12 protein-coding genes are annotated in these 16,899 nt (G+C 60.0%); 7 read left to right on the top strand and 5 right to left on the bottom strand.

Annotated features, from left to right (window positions below):
* Nucleotides 1-84 precede the first annotated feature (84 nt).
* Genes QRN46_RS17700 through QRN46_RS17685 form a run of 4 tightly spaced genes read left to right on the top strand, consistent with a single transcriptional unit; the run spans nt 85 to nt 3,513 of the window.
* Nucleotides 85-774: an ABC transporter permease gene (locus tag QRN46_RS17700; protein WP_172667905.1), complete on the top strand. Its 690-nt coding sequence runs from the start codon at nt 85-87 to the stop codon at nt 772-774.
* A 21-nt stretch (nt 775-795) separates the two neighbouring features.
* The gene (locus tag QRN46_RS17695; RefSeq protein WP_085654604.1) at nt 796-1,689 is read left to right on the top strand and encodes a glycine betaine ABC transporter substrate-binding protein; all 894 of its coding nucleotides are present in this window, start codon (nt 796-798) and stop codon (nt 1,687-1,689) included.
* Between the two features lie 13 nt (nt 1,690-1,702).
* Nucleotides 1,703-2,356 (top strand): ABC transporter permease, encoded by a 654-nt coding sequence (locus QRN46_RS17690; RefSeq protein ID WP_007953690.1) that lies wholly within the window; start codon nt 1,703-1,705, stop codon nt 2,354-2,356.
* On the top strand, nt 2,353-3,513 hold the full coding sequence (locus QRN46_RS17685) for an osmoprotectant ABC transporter ATP-binding protein OsmV (RefSeq protein WP_011332429.1): 1,161 nt from the start codon (nt 2,353-2,355) through the stop codon (nt 3,511-3,513). Before QRN46_RS17690 ends, QRN46_RS17685 begins: the two co-directional genes overlap by 4 nt.
* Nucleotides 3,514-3,669: 156 nt before the next feature.
* On the opposite strand, the gene QRN46_RS17680 is transcribed toward QRN46_RS17685, so the two are convergent.
* The gene (locus QRN46_RS17680) at nt 3,670-4,776 is read right to left on the bottom strand and encodes a DUF3472 domain-containing protein (RefSeq protein WP_181457906.1); all 1,107 of its coding nucleotides are present in this window, start codon (nt 4,774-4,776) and stop codon (nt 3,670-3,672) included.
* Nucleotides 4,777-5,654: 878 nt separating this feature from the next.
* Between QRN46_RS17680 and QRN46_RS17675 the strand changes: the two genes are divergently transcribed.
* Nucleotides 5,655-6,818, top strand: a complete 1,164-nt coding sequence (locus tag QRN46_RS17675) for a type III PLP-dependent enzyme (protein ID WP_007953693.1) — start codon at nt 5,655-5,657, stop codon at nt 6,816-6,818.
* 60 nt (nt 6,819-6,878) lie between these two features.
* Here the strand turns inward: QRN46_RS17675 and QRN46_RS17670 are convergent, their stop codons facing one another.
* Both QRN46_RS17670 and QRN46_RS17665 read right to left on the bottom strand, forming a co-directional pair.
* Entirely contained in the window at nt 6,879-7,637 is a 759-nt protein-coding gene (locus QRN46_RS17670) for a tetratricopeptide repeat protein (protein WP_285356250.1), read from the bottom strand.
* Complete coding sequence (locus tag QRN46_RS17665; protein WP_011332426.1) at nt 7,638-8,318, bottom strand: Fe2+-dependent dioxygenase; 681 nt, start codon at nt 8,316-8,318, stop codon at nt 7,638-7,640.
* A 207-nt stretch (nt 8,319-8,525) separates the two neighbouring features.
* Here QRN46_RS17665 and QRN46_RS17660 point away from each other — a divergent pair, with 207 nt between their 5' ends.
* Complete coding sequence (locus tag QRN46_RS17660; protein ID WP_011332425.1) at nt 8,526-10,847, top strand: TonB-dependent receptor; 2,322 nt, start codon at nt 8,526-8,528, stop codon at nt 10,845-10,847.
* A gap of 132 nt (nt 10,848-10,979) precedes the next feature.
* Complete coding sequence (locus tag QRN46_RS17655; RefSeq protein WP_201819004.1) at nt 10,980-13,508, top strand: PepSY domain-containing protein; 2,529 nt, start codon at nt 10,980-10,982, stop codon at nt 13,506-13,508.
* Nucleotides 13,509-13,562: 54 nt separating this feature from the next.
* On the opposite strand, the gene QRN46_RS17650 is transcribed toward QRN46_RS17655, so the two are convergent.
* Nucleotides 13,563-15,104, bottom strand: a complete 1,542-nt coding sequence (locus QRN46_RS17650) for an alkaline phosphatase D family protein (RefSeq protein WP_201819002.1) — start codon at nt 15,102-15,104, stop codon at nt 13,563-13,565.
* A 59-nt stretch (nt 15,105-15,163) separates the two neighbouring features.
* Nucleotides 15,164-16,897 carry a PTS fructose-like transporter subunit IIB gene (locus tag QRN46_RS17645; RefSeq protein ID WP_201819000.1) on the bottom strand — a complete coding sequence of 578 codons (1,734 nt, stop codon included), beginning with the start codon at nt 16,895-16,897 and terminating at the stop codon, nt 15,164-15,166.
* Nucleotides 16,898-16,899: the final 2 nt, after the last annotated feature.

The raw sequence follows: 16,899 nt of genomic DNA, 5'->3' as shown, positions 1-16,899 counted from the left end.
AAGGCTTGGCATGCCACACGGGACTGCGTTCGCCGACTAAAAAAAAGGAGTCCGCCTGTGGCTATCCGCTATGGCAAAGGGCTGATGGGAGGTGCGGTGGTGATCGCGCTCCTGGCCCTGCTGGTCCACTGGATCGGCATCAACACGATCGAACACTACCGCGACGATTTGTTGTTTTACCTGCAAGCTCATCTGATTCTCGTCCTCGCTTCAATGCTGGCCGCCCTGGTCGTGGGCATTCCCGCCGGTATTTTCCTGAGCCGCCCGACCATGGTCGGACGCGCCGAACGCTTCATGCAGATCTTCAACATCGGCAACACCGTGCCACCGCTGGCCGTGCTCGCAATTGCCCTGGGGATTCTGGGCATCGGCAGCGGTCCGGCGATCTTCGCTCTGTTCCTCGCCTCGCTGTTGCCGATTGTGCGCAACACCTATGAAGGCCTGAAAAACGTCCAGGGCTCGCTGAAAGAAGCCGCCGTCGGCATCGGCATGACCCCGCGTCAGGTGCTGTGGAAAGTCGAATTGCCCAACGCCGTGCCGATCATCGTCGGCGGTGTGCGGGTCGCGCTGGCGATCAACGTCGGTACCGCGCCGCTGGCCTTCCTGATCGGCGCCAACAGCCTCGGCAGCCTGATCTTTCCCGGCATCGCCCTGAACAATCAGCCGCAACTGCTGCTTGGCGCCGCGTGCACCGCGCTCCTGGCCCTGCTGCTCGATGGCGTGGTCACCCTCGCCAGCCGTCTCTGGCTGGAACGCGGTTTGCGCCCGTCTTGAGGCTTTTGCGAAGGAATGAATATGAAACGACTTAGCTTGATTCTGGGCTGCGTGCTGCTCTTCGCAGGTATCGCCCAAGCCGCCGACAAACCGGTGATTCGCCTTGGCGCCCGGGTCTTCACCGAGCAGACCCTGCTCGCGGAAATCACCGCGCAATACCTGCGCAGCAAAGGCTACGACGCGCAGATCACCGGAGGCCTGGGCAGCAACCTGGCCCGCAGCGCCCACGAAACCGGACAACTGGACATGCTCTGGGAATACACCGGTGTGTCGCTGGTGGCCTACAACCACGTGACTGAAAAACTCGACAGCGCACAGTCCTACGCCCGGGTCAAAGAACTCGACGCGAAAAAAGGCCTGGTCTGGCTGACACCGTCGAAATTCAGCAACACCTACGCCCTCGCCCTGCCGAAAAAAGTGGCTGAGGAATATCCGCAAATCCACACCATCAGCCAGTTGAACGACGTGTTGAAGGCTGAAGCCAAAACCAATCACCTGGTCGCGCTGGACACCGAATTCGCCAACCGTTCCGACGGTCTGGACGGCATGGTCAAGCTCTACGACATGAACCTGACCCGCAAGAACATCCGGCAGATGGACGCGGGCCTGGTCTACACCGCGCTGCGTAACGGCCAGGTGTTCGCCGGTCTGGTCTACACCACCGACGGCCGCCTCAACGCGTTCGGTCTGAAGCTGCTGGAAGACGACAAGCATTACTTCCCGGATTACACCGCAGCGCCGGTCGTGCGTCAGGCCTACCTCGACGCGCACCCGCAACTGGCCGAGCAACTCAAGCCGCTGGCCGAGCTGTTCGATGACGAAACCATGCGCCAGCTCAATGCGCGGGTCGATGTCGATCACGAGAGCCCGTCGAAAGTCGCTGCCGATTTCCTGCGCCAGCATCCACTGAACTAAAGGAGGAAAAGTCATGGAATTTTTGAACGCCTTTTCCCACCTCGACTGGCAGCAGGTGATGCACCTGACCTGGCAGCACATCACCCTGGTCGGCATCGCCGTCAGCCTGGCGATTCTCATCGGCGTGCCGCTGGGCATCCTGATGACACGCTTCCCGAGCCTCGCCGGTCCCTTGCAGGCCAGCGCCACGGTGCTGCTGACCGTGCCGTCGATTGCCCTGTTCGGCCTGCTGCTGCCGTTCTACTCGAAATTCGGCCAGGGCCTCGGCCCGATGCCGGCGATCACCGCCGTGTTCCTTTATTCATTGCTGCCGATCATGCGCAACACCTACCTCGCCCTGACCGGCGTCGAGCCGGGCATCCGTGAAGCCGCACGCGGCATCGGCATGACCTTCGGCCAGCGCCTGCGCATGGTCGAGTTGCCGATCGCCGTGCCGGTGATCCTCGCCGGCGTGCGCACTGCGGTGGTGATGAACATCGGTGTGATGACCATCGCCGCGACCATCGGCGCCGGTGGTCTCGGCGTGCTGATCCTCGCCTCCATCAGCCGCAGCGACATGTCGATGCTCATCGTCGGCGCGCTGCTGGTCAGTCTTCTGGCGATCTTCGCCGACCTCATTTTGCAGTGGCTGCAACGTTCGCTGACTCCAAAAGGACTCCTCAAATGATCGAACTTCAAAACCTCAGCAAGACCTTCCAAAGCAACGGCAAAGATGTGAAAGCCGTGGACTCGGTAAGCCTGACCGTCAATGAAGGCGAAATCTGTGTGTTCCTCGGGCCATCGGGTTGCGGCAAAAGCACCACGCTGAAAATGATCAACCGCCTGATCAAGCCGACCTCGGGCAAGATCCTGATCAACGGCGAGGACACCACCGACCTCGACGAAGTGACCCTGCGTCGCAACATCGGCTACGTGATCCAGCAGATCGGTCTGTTCCCGAACATGACCATCGAAGAGAACATTGTCGTGGTGCCGAAACTGCTCGGCTGGGACAAACAGAAATGCCACGACCGCGCCCGCGAACTGATGAGCATGATCAAGCTTGAGCCCAAGCAGTATCTGCATCGCTACCCGCGCGAACTGTCCGGTGGCCAGCAGCAACGGATCGGCGTGATCCGTGCGTTGGCGGCGGATGCACCGCTGTTGCTGATGGACGAACCGTTCGGCGCGGTCGACCCGATCAACCGCGAGATGATCCAGAACGAGTTCTTCGAGATGCAGCGCGCGCTGAACAAGACCGTGATCATGGTCAGCCACGACATCGACGAAGCGATCAAGCTCGGCGACAAGATCGCGATCTTCCGCGCCGGGAAGCTGCTGCAGATCGACCATCCGGACACTCTGCTCGCCCATCCGGCAGATGACTTCGTCAGCAACTTCGTCGGCCAGGACAGCACTCTCAAACGTCTGCTGCTGGTGAAAGCCGAGGACGCCGCGGACAATGCGCCGTCGGTCAGCCCTGAAACGCCAGTGGCCGATGCGCTGGAATTGATGGACGAACATGACCGTCGCTATGTCGTCGTCACTGACGCCGAGAACAAGGCACTGGGTTATGTGCGCCGTCGTGACCTGCACCGTCAGACCGGCACCTGTGCGCAGTTCCTGCGCGAGTTCAACGCCACGGCTGCCTACGACGAGCATTTGCGCATCCTGTTGTCGCGCATGTACGAGTTCAATCGTGCGTGGTTGCCGGTGATGGATGCCGAGCGAGTATTCCTCGGCGAGGTGACTCAGGAGTCGATTGCGGCTTACCTGAGTTCCGGTAAATCACGTGGCGTGGGAAAGACCAGTATTGTTTCCCCAGCCGACACTGCAATAGCCTGATATAGAAATATCGCCGCCACTTCGCCGAGTGAGCGGCGATACATTTAGAACATCCAAATTGGTTACGACCAAAGAAATATCTTCGGCGTATCGACACCGAAAAACCCCGAAACCCAGCAAATTACTTTAAACCTCAAATACAGGAAACCCCGAAAACTACAATAATTTCGTATACCCATAGTTCGATTGCTGATTGAAAATATCGGTCAACACCAGACTTACATAACACTCCTCTTGTGGTTTGCCCATAGCAAATGCAGCAGAGCGCTTTTCCGGAAAAAAGTCAGTATTACTTGCTATTACAGGACCTGTCGCACTGCCCGTATGCACCCGCAACAAGTGACTAAACTGTGGGGTTCGGCCATCATCAGTTACCCATTCGACATAAACTCCATCATTTTGATAGCGGGCATTCATCCCCATAACAGCAATTTTATTATCCACAGGAGCCGGCTTGTCACTGTGTGGCTGCACGTTGACCTTTTTGTAGTTTTCAGTATTTGAATTAGTCCCACCACATACCACCTGCACTCGACCTAGTGCCTGATCCCCATCAGGAACAATATCCCACGTCCAAGGCCTATTACCTCCTGCTGCCCCCTCGAAGTAAAGCGGTTTTTCCCACACCCCATCAGCACTCATGCGGTAGGACGGTCCCCAAAAGCCATCATAACGCGTAGCACTTCCACCAAACCGTTCTAGAAATCCCGCAGTAGTAGGATTCACAAATGACACATTTCCCTCTGGAATCTTAATAGTTGAAAAGTGCGTCCACTTCCCTGTTTCGTAGGAATACATAAACGTCGCAACTCGCGTAAAGCTGTCTCCTGGCCGATACCATCTGCGCAAAACTGTCGCATACACATAGCCAGCTTTCCAAGGCATCGCATGAGAAGTATGCAGACCTACTCCCTCCCCCGTAAAAATGTCACTGTACAATCCCTCAACCCCATACTCCAGCTCAGGATTGACCCCCCCCACACCCCAAACGGAACAAATATTATTATTATAATAAGGCACACCACCAATGACAGCACCACCATTAGTTTGCAACCCAAAATACCCTCCCCAGCGCCCTAACCTAAAGTTACTCCCACACCAATAAATGCCAGGATAATCTCTACCTGCCGCAACTTCCTGCTCCATATATATCAGCTCAGCCATAGGTGCTGAAAATACTGCACTGACATGTGGTCCATCATCTGGAAAGTCTGGATTGCGTTGCGCCGTTACTGTTTCATTTCCTTTCATATTCACGTTCATTATCTGAGTCTCCGAAGTAGCTGAGAACATAACGTACTCCACACCACCTCGACTGCCACCTGTCAACTCTGACAGTCGAAATCGCAGAAATATATAACTGCTTATTTATCAAGGATTATTTCTTGGTTGCCTGCACGGGCTCGAGGTCGCTGCCTGCTCGTGTATCCGAGTTCGAGTCGTTCACGTTGGACGAAGATCAATATCGTCTTGCCCGTGGAGACTGTGGAGAGGTAAAACGCGGCCCTATAGGAGCGAGCGCTTGCTCGCGAAGACGAAATGTCATTTAGCAATGACGCCGACGGTGAAAATATCTTCGCGAGCAAGCTCGCTTCCCCAAAGAACTGTCTGGTTTCGTTCCCCTCACAGAGCGGAAAAAAATCTCAACAGCAGCGCCCGCAGAACCTCCTCAAACGAGCCTTACCAAACTACCAAAAACCACCCCTGATCCTTCTCTAGCAGCCAACGTCGCCGATATTGAAGCGATCACACTTACCCTTGATTTGGCACTCATCAGCTTCGAACGTGCAGGTATTTTTAACACCTGAAATTTATTGCGGAACATCTGGCCGTCATCTCGGTCGGGTACAAAGAGTGATATCCGCGACGTACGTCAGAAGCGTGCAAAAACGCGACATTTTTAGTTGATCTCAGGCCCCTCACGCCCTAAAGTTCGCGCCGAACGTCCATGCTGGAAACGATCCATCCGGCTCAAGTACTGACGACGAGACAGCAAGGCCAAGGGAAAGAAAGACTACATTTCCCATGGCCTTTTTGCTTTCGGCGACATGCCTTGGGAAGTAGGCGAACCAAAGTGGGGATACGGAGGACGTTCATTTGCACCCATTGATTAACGACGTTTGCCACTAGGAGTCCCAAGTATGTCGATCCAGGTCGAAGACTATTTCGCGCGCGAAACCTTTCAGAAAATGAAGGCGTTCGCCGACAAACAGGAAACCCCGTTCGTGGTGATCGACACCGCGATGATCGCCCAGGCTTACGATGACCTGCGCGCCGGTTTCGAATTCGCCAAGGTCTACTACGCGGTCAAGGCCAACCCGGCCGTCGAGATCATCGACCTGCTCAAAGAGAAGGGTTCGAGCTTCGACATCGCCTCGATCTATGAGCTGGACAAAGTGCTGAGCCGTGGCGTCAGCGCGGATCAGATCAGCTACGGCAACACCATCAAGAAATCCAAGGACATTCGCTACTTCTATGAGAAGGGCGTGCGTCTGTTCGCCACCGACTCGGAAGCCGACCTGCGCAACATCGCCAAGGCCGCACCGGGCGCCAAAGTCTATGTGCGCATCCTGACCGAAGGCTCGACCACGGCCGACTGGCCACTGTCGCGCAAATTCGGCTGCCAGACCGACATGGCCATGGACCTGCTGATCCTCGCCCGTGACCTGGGCCTGGTGCCGTACGGCATCTCGTTCCACGTTGGTTCGCAACAGCGTGACATCAGCGTCTGGGACGCGGCGATCGCCAAGGTCAAAGTGATTTTCGAGCGCCTGAAAGAAGAAGACGGCATCCACCTGAAGCTGATCAACATGGGCGGAGGCTTCCCGGCCAACTACATCACCCGCACCAACAGCCTGGAAACCTATGCCGAAGAAATCATCCGCTTCCTCAAGGAAGACTTCGGTGATGACCTGCCGGAAATCATTCTGGAGCCAGGCCGTTCGCTGATCGCCAACGCCGGTATCCTGGTCAGTGAAGTGGTGCTGGTCGCCCGTAAATCCCGCACCGCCGTCGAGCGTTGGGTTTATACCGATGTGGGCAAGTTCTCGGGCCTGATCGAAACCATGGACGAAGCGATCAAGTTCCCGATCTGGACCGAGAAGAAAGGCGAGATGGAAGAAGTCGTGATCGCCGGCCCGACCTGCGACAGCGCCGACATCATGTACGAAAACTACAAGTACGGCCTGCCGCTGAACCTGGCGATCGGTGATCGCCTGTACTGGCTGTCGACCGGTGCGTACACCACCAGCTACAGCGCCGTCGAGTTCAATGGCTTTCCGCCGCTGAAGTCGTTCTACGTGTAAGCGATGCTGGCGTAATGCAAAAAGCCCATGACGTGTCATGGGCTTTTTTGTGGCTGCGATTCAGGTGTTCTGTAACTCGGCGCAACGACGAGCGTAGGCCTGCGCCAGTGCCTGGATTCGCGGATCGGTTGCGCTTGCCAACGTCTGGCTGGCCACTCGCAGGAAGTTCAGGTTGCCGCCGGTCAGCGCTTTCTTCAGCCAGACCAACGCATCATCAACGCGCCCCTCCGCCGCCAGTACTGCCGCGTGGCTGAACTGCCCGCGAAAGTCTCCGCCTTCGGCCGAACGTCGATACCAGTCACGGGCCGCTGCCGGATCCGACGGGCACACTTGCCCTTCCTCCAGATAACGCCCGAGCAAGTTCATCGACTTGGCATGACCGGCCTCGGCAGCGCGTTGATACAACGCCATGGCCTGAAGATGATCGACCGCTACACCGCGTCCGGTTGCGAGCAGATTGGCGAAGTTGTACATCGCCCAATCCAGCCCTTCATCTGCTGCAACGCGATAATGCCTGGCGGCAACTGCTGCGTCCGCCACACAACCCCATCCGTGTTCATGGCAGCGACCGAGCATGTTGCGCGCCATCAGATGACCTTGCCCTGCAGCAATCTCAAACCAGCGCAATGCCAACGGCTGATCCTGAGCAATCCCGTGGCCATCGAGCAGGATCTGCCCGAGCAGCGCCTGCGCCTCCAGCACGCCCTCACCCGCCGCCAGCAGAATTGCCTGAGCCGCGCGGGCAGGACTTTCTTCGAGCATGGCCGTGAGGCGTTCGCCGTCGAGGACTTCTTCGCGACGCAACCGAAAGTCCGCCACTTACACCTCGACCCAGCGGCGCAAGAGGTTGTGATAGGTGCCGGTAAGGCGGATCAGCGAAGGGTGATCGGGCATGTCGTGGGTCAGTTGCTGGATCGCACCGTCCATCTCGAACAGCAAGGCGCGCTGGCTGTCCTCTCGCACCAGGCTCTGGGTCCAGAAGAACGAGGCATAACGCGCACCACGAGTGACCGCGTTGACCTTGTGCAGGCTGGTGCCGGGGTACAGCACCATGTCGCCGGCGGGCAGTTTCACCCGCTGGGTGCCGAAAGTGTCCTGGATTTCCAGTTCGCCGCCGTCGTAGTCCTCGGGCTCGCTGAAAAACAGCGTGGCGGACAGGTCGGTGCGTACGCGCTCGATACTGCCCTTGGGCTGGCGCACGGCGTTGTCGATGTGGAAATCGAAACTGCCGCCCGCCGTGTAGCAGTTGAGTAACGGCGGGAACACTTTGTGCGGCAGCGCGGCGGACATGAACAGCGGATTTTTCCACAGGCGCTCAAGCATCGCCGCGCCAATCTCTTTGGCCAGTGGATGGCCTTCCGGCAACTGCAGATTGTGCTTGGCCTTGGCCGATTGATAGCCGGCGGTGATCTTTCCATCAGCCCAGTCGGCTTGTTCCAGAGCCTCGCGGATGCGCCGCACTTCGTCTTTCTCAAACAGAGCGGGGATGTGCAGGAGCATGGCGACGTCACCAGATGACAAAAGGATGCCAATGGTATTGATTCTTATTGGCTGTGTAAAACCCGCTAGACGAATGAACTGGCAAAAACCGTAAGGTTAAATTGTAAAGAATGTAAATTCAGTGCGAATAACAATGTTTCGCAATTGATACGAATACCTGTTTACCCTATATTTCGCCGCCTCAAATCCTTGGGGAGGGGAATAAAAATGGCACGTCAACCCGCACAATTACCGGTCAGTTCACCGCGTCTGCTCGCTTCCGCCATCGGCGTGGCAATTACCGCCGGCTCCGCAGGCCACATGGTGTTCGCCGCCGAAAAAACCGACAGTAAAGCCACCGGCAATGCCATCGCCCTGGACGCCACCGCCATCACCGGCGAAGCCCAGGACTCGACGTCCTACCAGGTCGAGAAAGCCTCCTCGCCCAAGTACACCGCGCCGCTGGTCGACACGCCGCGCTCGGTCACCGTCATTCCGCAACAGGTACTCAAAGACACCGGCGCCCTGAACATGCAGGACGCACTGCGCACCGTGCCGGGCATCACCTTCGGTGCCGGTGAAGGCGGCAACCCGCAGGGCGACCGTCCGTTCATCCGCGGTTTCGACGCCCAGGGCGACACTTACCTCGACGGCGTGCGCGACACCGGCTCCCAGAGCCGCGAAATCTTCGCCGTGGAAAACATCGAAGTCAGCAAGGGCCCGAACTCCGCCATCGGCGGTCGCGGCGCGGCGGGCGGCAGCATCAACCTGGTGAGCAAGAAAGCGCACCTGGGCAATTCGTTCGACGGTGGCTTCACCTGGGGCTCCGACCAGACCCAGCGCTACACCATGGATGGCAACTACCAGTTCAGCGACACCGCTGCCGGTCGTCTGAACCTGATGAGCCACGAGAGCAACGTCGCCGGTCGCGACAAGGTCGACTACGACCGTTGGGGCATCGCGCCGTCCCTGGCCTTCGGCCTGGGCACCGACACCCGCGTCAACCTCGACTACTACCATCTCGAAAGCAATGACACCCCGGATTCGGGCATTCCTTACACCATCCCTGCCGGCGGCTCGGCGGTGCGCACCAAGTCCAACCCGGACAAGCCGTACGCCGGCGGCGATCACAGCAATTTCTACGGTCTGGACCGCGACTTCCGCAAGGGCCGCACCGACACCGCGACCTTCGCCATCGAGCATGACCTGAGCGACTCGCTGACCATCAAGAACACCCTGCGTCACGGCACCAGCATGCAGGATTACATCCTGACCCAGCCGGACGACAGCAAGGGCAACGTCAACAACGGCAGCGTCTGGCGTCGTGCGAACACTCGCGTGAGCAACACCGAGACCACCACCAACCAGACCGACCTGTTCGGCAACTTCTACGTTGCCGGCTTCAAGAACAGCTTCTCCACCGGTGTCGAATACACCCGTGAGGAAAGCAGCAAATCCTCTTACAACGTCAACACCGACACCACGCCGCGCACCTCGGCCGTGACCACCAACTGCAACCCGGGCCTGATCGGTGCTGCCAGCGGCTACAACTGCACCTCGCTGTCGAACCCGAACCCGAACGATCCGTGGAACGGCGCAATCTCGCGCAACTACGCCGGCACCGACACCCAGTCCGATACCTACGCGCTGTATGCGTTCGACACCCTGGAGCTGTCTGAGCAATGGCTGGTGAACATGGGCCTGCGTTACGACCACTTCGAAACCGGCTACAAGACTTACACCAACGCTGGCACCACCACCTCCAAAGGTTCGGATACCAGCGAATTCGTCACCGGCCAGTTCGGCATCGTCTACAAGCCGGCAGAGAACGGCAGCATCTATGCGTCCTACGCAACTTCCGCCACACCGCCGGGCAACACCCTGGGTGAAGGTCAGGAAGGCAACCCGCTGGGCGGCACGCCGGATCGCAACGGAAACCTGCTCAAGAGCGACATGGAGCCGGAAACCACCAAGAACTACGAAATCGGTACCAAGTGGGATCTGCTGAACGATCGCCTGTCGCTGACCGCCGACATCTTCCGCACCGAGAAAGAAAACGCGCGTGTCCAAGTCGATACCACCTCGTACGAAAACGCCGGCAAGACCCGCGTTCAAGGTATCGAGCTGTCGGCCAGCGGCAAGATCACCGACAAATGGCAAGTGTTCGCCGGTTACGCCTACATGGACAGCGAGCAAGTGGACGGTGGTGACCTGCCGGCCAACAAGGCCAACAACGGTAACGAGCTGCCCAACACGCCGAAAAACAGCGCCAGCCTGTGGACCACTTACCAGGTCACGCCGAAGCTGACCATCGGTGGCGGTGCGTTCTACGTGGATGACGTGTTCGGCAACGTGGCCAACACCACCATGGTCGATTCCTACGTTCGCTACGACGCGATGGCGGCGTACAAGCTGAGCAAGAACGTCGACCTGCAACTGAACGTGCAGAACCTGACCAACGAGACCTACTACGACAAGGCCTTCTCGACCCACTTCGCCAACCAGGCGGCGGGCCGTACGGCATTGCTGAGCACCAACTTCCACTTCTGATAGAAGCCGGAAGCACCGGGCCCCGTTCATTCATTTGAGCGGGGCTTTTGTGCGTAATAAAGAACGTTTCTCGATAGGCCACGGCATAATGCACGCCGTGAACACAACCTCCGAACGGACAAGGCAAGCAACGTGTTGAAGAAAACCCTGTTCCAGTTGCACTGGTTTTTTGGCATCACTGCCGGGCTGGTGCTGGCCCTGATGGGCATCACCGGCGCTGCCTATTCGTTTCAGGACGAAATTCTCAAAGCCCTCAACCCCTCCGTGTTGCAGGTCGAGAAACAGGTCGCCGGCGTCCTGCCACCCGCCGATCTGGTGGCGCAGATCGAAGCCGCCTCGGGCAAGAAAGTCTCGATGCTCTCGGTCGAGACCGAAAGCGGCAGCGCCGGGCGCGTCTGGTTCACCCCGCCCAAAGGCGAGCGCCGGGGCGAGATGCGCTACTTCGATCCCTACACCGCCGAGTTCAAGGGCGAGGCCACCGGCCAGGACTTCTTCGGCCTGATGCTGCAACTGCACCGGTTCCTCGCCATGGGCGATACCGGTCGCAACATCACCGGCGCCTGCACCCTGATGCTGCTGTTCTTCTGCCTGTCCGGCCTGTACCTGCGGTGGCCGCGCCAGTGGAACAGCTGGCGCGTGTGGCTGACCCTCGACTGGAAGAAAAAGGGTCGCAGCTTCAATTGGGATCTGCACTCGGTGTTCGGCACCTGGTGCATGCTGGTTTACCTGTTGCTGGCGCTGACCGGACTCTCCTGGTCCTACGAGTGGTACAACAAAGGCCTGACCAAATTGCTTTCCGACGCGCCGCAAAACGAGCGCGTGCGCGGCGGTCGTGGCCCGGCCCCCGAAGGTCCGGCGCCGACTGCCGATTACGCCGCCATGTGGGTCAGCATCTACAGCACCGCAGGCCCGGGCCTCGCTTCCTACAACATCCGCATGCCGCCGGTGGCCGGCCAACCGGCGACCGTGTTCTACCTGCTCGACAGCTCGCCCCATGACCGCGCACTGAACCAGATCACCCTCGACCCGGCCACCGGCGTCGTCAAACGGGTCGACCGCTACGCCGACAAGAGCTTCAAGGCGCAATTGCTGACCAGCATTTACGCGCTGCACGTCGGCAGCTATTTCGGGCTGGTCGGGCGGATCATCGTGACCGTCGCAGCCGTCTTGATGCCGCTGTTCTTCATCACCGGCTGGCTGCTGTACCTGGATCGCCGCCGCAAGAAAAAGCAGATCAAGGATGCGCGCAAAGGCCTCGACCAACCGGCTGGCGATACCCCCGCGTGGCTGATCGGCTTCGCCAGCCAGAGCGGTTTTGCCGAGCAACTGGCGTGGCAGACCGCCGGCCAGTTGCAGGCCGCCGGATTGCCGGTGAAGGTGCAGCCGCTGGCGAATGTCAGCGAGCAGGATCTGCGCGAATCGAACAACGCGCTGTTCGTAGTCAGCACCTTCGGCGACGGCGACGCGCCGGACAGCGCTCGCGGTTTCGAGCGCAAGGTATTGAAGAACGCCTCGACCCTCGACAGCCTCAACTACGCGGTGCTCGGCCTCGGCGACCGTCAGTATCAGCACTTCTGCGGTTTCGCCCGACGCCTGCATCAATGGCTGGGCGAACACGGCGGCAAAACCCTGTTCGCCCCGGTAGAAGTCGATAGCGGCGACCCTTACGCGCTGCGTCACTGGCAAACCCAGCTCGGCCTGATCACCGGGCAAGCGCCGGTCGACACCTGGCAGGCGCCGAGCTACGAGAACTGGACGCTGGTACGCCGTGAGCTGATGAATCCGGACAGCAGCGGCGCCCCGGTCTTCCTGCTCGGCCTGACCGCGCCGACTTCTCGCAGCTGGCTGGCCGGTGACCTGGTGGAAGTGCTGCCGCGCAACTGCCCGTGGGCCATCGAACATTTCCTCGACGGCCTCGGCATCCGTGGTGAAACCAGCGTCAAGGTCAACGGCCTGCAAGAGCCGCTGGAAGTGGCCCTCGCCAGCCGCCAATTGCCCGAGCACCGCGCCCATCTGGTCGGCCTGCATGCTCAAGCGCTGGTCGATGCGATGGTGCCGCTGGCCATGCGCGAATACTCGATCGCCTCGATTGCCGCCGACGGCGTGCTGGAACTGATCGTGCGTCAGGAACAGCATGCCGACGGCAGCCTCGGCATTGGCTCCGGCTGGCTGACCGAGCATGCTCCGGTCGGCGGCAGCATCAGCCTGCGGGTCCGCCGCAACAGCGGTTTCCATCTGCCGAACGCTGCGGTGCCGATGATCCTGCTGGGCAACGGCACCGGCCTTGCCGGGCTGCGCAGCTTGCTCAAGGCGCGGATCGCCGACAATCAGCAGCGTCACTGGCTGCTGTTTGGCGAGCGCAATCGCGAGCACGATTTCCTCTGTCGTGCGGAGCTGGAAGAGTGGTTGATCAATGGCGATCTGGAACGACTGGATCTGGCGTTCTCAAGGGATCAGGCCGAAAAGATTTACGTCCAGGATCGCCTGCGCGAATCGGCCGGCGAGTTGAAGAAATGGCTGGCGGACGGTGCAGTGATCTACATCTGCGGCAGCCTTCAAGGCATGGCGTCGGGCGTGGGTCAGGTGCTCAATGAAGTGCTGGGCGCCGCCGAAGTCGAACGTCTGATCGAACAGGGTCGCTATCGTCGCGACGTTTATTGATCCACCTGAATCCCCTGTGGGAGCAACCAAGCTCCCACAGGTTCAGCACTGGATTCAGACGGGCTGCAGTTTCTGCTCGAACACCGCAACACCCTCCAGATCCCGCAACACCACGCTCATCTCCCCGCTCTGCCCCTCGATGTTCACCTCGCCGAAAAACTGAAAACCGGCAAACGGTGAAGCGTTTTGCGTCGGTGGCGCTTTCTGAAACACCACTTGCGGGCCGAAGGTCTTGTCCAGCGGGTTGGGGCCGAAACTGCCGGCGTTCAACGGTCCTGCGACAAACTCCCAGAACGGTTCGAAATCCTGGAATGCCGCTCGATCCGGGTGGTAATGATGCGCCGCGCAGTAATGCACATCCGCCGTCAGGAACACGAAATTGCGCACCTGATGTGCCCGCAGGAACCCGAGCAATTCGGCCACTTCCAGTTCGCGCCCCTGAGCCGGGCCAGGATCGCCGTTGGCCACCGCTTCCCAGCGCGCAACACCGGGACTGACCTCGCCATCCGGCACACCGAGACCGATCGGCATGTCGGCGGCGATGACTTTCCACTGGGCTTTCGACGCCTTCAATCCGCGCTTGAGCCAGTTCAGTTGCTCGCGCCCGAGGAACGGTTTTTCCGCCCCGAGATTGTCGTCGTTGGCCCCGCGATAGCTGCGCATGTCGAGCACGAACACATCGAGCATCGGCCCATAACTCAGCTTGCGATAGATACGCCCGCCGCCATCGGCGGCCTGCAAACGCATCGGCGAATATTCGAGCCAGGCCTGACGCGCACGTCCGACCAGGGTGTGGATATTTTTTTCCTGATAACGCTCGTCGAGCTGCTTGCCCGGCGACCAGTTGTTGACCACTTCATGGTCGTCCCACTGCCAGATCTGCGGCACTTCGGCGTTGAAGCGACGGACGTTTTCGTCCATCAGGTTGTAGCGGTAATTGCCGCGATAATCGTCGAGGGTCTGGGCAACCTTGCTCTTGGCTTCGGTGGTGAGGTTGCGCCAGATCCGGCCACCCTCGGTGGTCAGTTGCGCCGGCACCGGGCCGTCGGCGTAGATGGTGTCGCCGCTGTGGATAAAGAAGTCCGGCAGGCGCATGCGCATCGCTTCATAGATGCGCATGCCGCCGATATCGGGGTTGATGCCGAAGCCCTGGCCGACGGTGTCGCCGCTCCAGACAAAACGGATATTGCGCCGCGCCGTCGGTGCGCTGCGCAAATGGCCAAGCCACGGTTCACTGGCGACGCCGGTGCGGGCGTCCTTGAAATACACGCGGTAGAAAATCGCCTGATCGGCGGGCAGCCCGGTGAGTTCGACGCGGACGGTGAAATCGCTACGGGCATCGGCCAGCGCCGAGACGACCCGGCGCGGATGACGGAACTGGCTGCGGGTGTCCCACTCCACCACCATCTGCGCCGGGCGGTCGGCGCGGCTCCAGATCATCGCCCGGTCGCCCTGCAAGTCGCCGGATTGCACGCCGTCAGTGAGTTGCGGTCGATCCTTGACCGACGCGATCACGGCCGGCGCCAGCCCCGGCATCAGCAGTCCGGCACCGACGGCTTGCATCACGCGCCGGCGACCGGGATTGAAATCGCTCATGGTGTTCTCCCTGAAAAAAGGAAAACTTAAGCACTGCTAGATGAAAGGGGTGTGACACCTCACGCCTTCGCGGGCTCCAGCGCCAGTTCCACGGCTTCCGGTCGTTTGACCAGCGCGTACACCACCGCCGTCAGCAGGCTGCCCGCGACAATCGCCAGCAGGTACAACAGCGCATGGTTGATCGCATTCGGAATCGCCAGCACGAACAGGCCACCGTGGGGCGCCATCAGTTTGCAGCCGAAATACATCGACAACGCACCGGTCAACGCACCGCCGGCAATGCTCGCCGGGATCACCCGCAACGGGTCTTTCGCCGCAAACGGAATCGCCCCTTCGGAGATGAAGCACAGTCCCAGCACCAGCGCCGCTTTACCCGCCTCGCGTTCAGTCTGGGCGAACTTGCGTCGGGCGATGAACGTGGCAATGCCCAGACCGATCGGCGGCACCATGCCGGCGGCCATGGTCGCGGCCATCGGTGCGTAACTCTGCGAGGCGAGCAGCCCCACCGAGAATGCATAGGCAGCCTTGTTGATCGGCCCGCCGAGGTCGACGCACATCATGCCGCCCAGCAGCACACCGAGCAGAATTGCGTTAGTGGTGCCCATGCTGTCGAGAAAATGCGTCAGCGCCGCGAGCATCCCGGCCACCGGTTTGCCGACCACGTAAATCATCACCAGCCCGGTGAACAGACTGGCGAACAACGGGATGATCAGAATCGGTTTCAGCGCTTCCAGGCTTTGCGGCAGCGCCACATACCGACTGATCGCCTTGGCCGCGTAGCCGGCGATAAATCCGGCGACGATCCCGCCGATGAAACCGGCGCCCAGGGTGCTCGCCAGCAAACCGCCGATCATCCCCGGCGCGAGTCCGGGACGGTCGGCAATCGACCAGGCAATGTAACCGGCCAGCAAAGGCACCATCAATTTGAACGCGGTCTCGCCACCGATCTGCATCAGCGCCGCCGCCAGCGTGCCTTCTTCCTTGAACGCGGTGATGCCGAACACGAACGACAAGGCGATCATCAGACCGCCCGCCACCACCATTGGCAGCATGAACGACACGCCAGTCAGCAGGTGTTTGTAGACGCCGCTTTTCTCTTGCTTGGCCGGGACTTTTGCGTCGCCGGCAGCGTTTTCCACGACACCTTCGGCCAGGGCTTTTTTCAGCGTGGCTTCGGACTGTTTCAACGCAATCCCGGTGCCACAGCGATAGATTTTCTTGCCGGCGAAACGCTCGGTGGCGACTTCGATGTCAGCCGCCAGCAGCACCACGTCAGCCTCGGCAATCGCGGTTGCGCTCAACGGATTTCGCGCGCCGACCGAGCCCTGGGTTTCGATCTGCAGGTCGTAGCCCAGACGCTTGGCGGCTTGCTGCAAGGCTTCGGCGGCCATGAAGGTGTGGGCGACGCCGGTCGGGCACGCGGTGACAGCGACCAGACGCGGCGCATTGGCGCTGGCAGCCACGGACGGCGTTTCGTCAGCGACATATACCTCGGACTCGACCGCACCACGCCGCAGCACGTCTTCGACATCCTGCAGGGCTTGCGCCGGCGCGATCCGAAAGACTTTCTTGCCGATGAACCGGGTCATGTCCACAGTTCCGGTGGCGACCAGCAACACCCACTCGGCGGCCTCGATGGTGGCCGCCGACAACTCGCGTTCCGGGTGCGCCGCATCCACCACTTCGACGCTGGTGCTCCAGCCCTGACGCTGGGCCGCGGCATCCAGCAACCGGGCGCACAGCACACTGGTGACCATGCCGTTCGGGCAGGCCGTGACAATGGCTAACTTCATGA

The sequence above is a fragment of the Pseudomonas sp. lyk4-R2A-10 genome (assembly GCF_030209075.1).
In the GTDB taxonomy this organism is placed as follows: domain Bacteria; phylum Pseudomonadota; class Gammaproteobacteria; order Pseudomonadales; family Pseudomonadaceae; genus Aquipseudomonas; species Aquipseudomonas glycinae.
The sequence above is the reverse complement of the archived record's forward strand: the minus strand, read 5'-3'. Positions and strand labels throughout refer to the sequence as shown.